General features: G+C 67.9%; 1 protein-coding gene. It reads right to left on the bottom strand.

Annotated elements, in window-relative coordinates; genetic code table 11:
* Positions 1 to 23: 23 nt before the first annotated feature.
* On the bottom strand, positions 24 to 332 hold the full coding sequence (locus G3I71_RS47820; protein ID WP_164325232.1) for a hypothetical protein: 309 nt from the start codon (positions 330 to 332) through the stop codon (positions 24 to 26).
* Between the last annotated feature and the right edge of the window lie 107 nt (positions 333 to 439).

Genomic DNA, 439 nt, shown 5'->3' with positions numbered 1-439 from the left:
GGCCGGAACCGCCATGCTCTTGCTTACCTGCTGGTCGCCGTGACGTCGACCGTACCCCTAAGGCCGCCCGGCAGTTCCTTCCACGCCGTGAACGTGCCAGGGCCGCTGACCAGGGTCGATCCCTGGACCTTGCCCGAGGCGCCGACGGTGTGGACGTGGACGTTCTTCCCGGAGGCGGTGCTGGTCACCCGGGTGAGGCCGGCACCGCCGGCATCGAACCAGGCGTCGTTCCACCGGCCGACGTCGTAGTTGCCGTACTGGAGCCACAGTCCGCCGTTGACGCCGGAGTTCGACGTTGTTGCCCACGAGGCCGGCGGCGATGTCCTTGACACCCACAGCGCCACCGGGCAACTCGCCCCAATTGGTCCACGAACCGTTCTGGGTGTTGAGATCACGCCCGTAGACACGGCCGTCGCCGACGGCAAACACACGCACGGTC

It is taken from the genome of Streptomyces sp. SID12501 (genome assembly GCF_010550245.1).
Taxonomy (GTDB): Bacteria; Actinomycetota; Actinomycetes; order Streptomycetales; family Streptomycetaceae; genus Streptomyces.
The sequence above is the reverse complement of the archived record's forward strand: the minus strand, read 5'-3'. Positions and strand labels throughout refer to the sequence as shown.